This is a genomic window from Acinetobacter lactucae, assembly GCF_013344765.1.
Classification (GTDB): Bacteria; Pseudomonadota; Gammaproteobacteria; order Pseudomonadales; family Moraxellaceae; genus Acinetobacter; species Acinetobacter lactucae_A.
The window spans coordinates 1-316 of sequence record NZ_JABVBF010000462.1 but is presented as its reverse complement, the minus strand read 5'-3'; the positions used below and the strand labels follow the sequence as shown (position 1 = coordinate 316).

The following is a 316-nucleotide window of genomic DNA, read 5'->3' as shown; positions in this document are numbered from 1 at the left end:
CGCCTACCACTGTGATGTCGCTTGCATCAAAGCCTGCTACTGCCTCACTGAACGTGAAGCTGATGTTGGCATCTTCACCTGCCGCAAGTGCAAGGTCATCTGTCGTGATTGCAAGGGTTGGTGCTGTCGCATCAACAGTCACTGTGCCGGTTACCGGAGTTGAAACGTTACCTGCTACATCTGTTGCAATCACGCTCACTGTGTGCGGGCCATCTGCCAACACTGGAAGTGTATTGTCTGCAAGCGTCCAAGTACCGTCACCATTGTTGGTTGCCGGGTAATCCACGCCATCCACGGTCACCACCACACTCGCAGT

General features: G+C 54.1%; 1 protein-coding gene. It reads right to left on the bottom strand.

Annotated features, from left to right (window positions below; translation table 11 throughout):
• The coding region (locus HUN22_RS18320; protein WP_254617578.1) for an Ig-like domain-containing protein at positions 1-316 on the bottom strand (316 nt) is incomplete at both ends.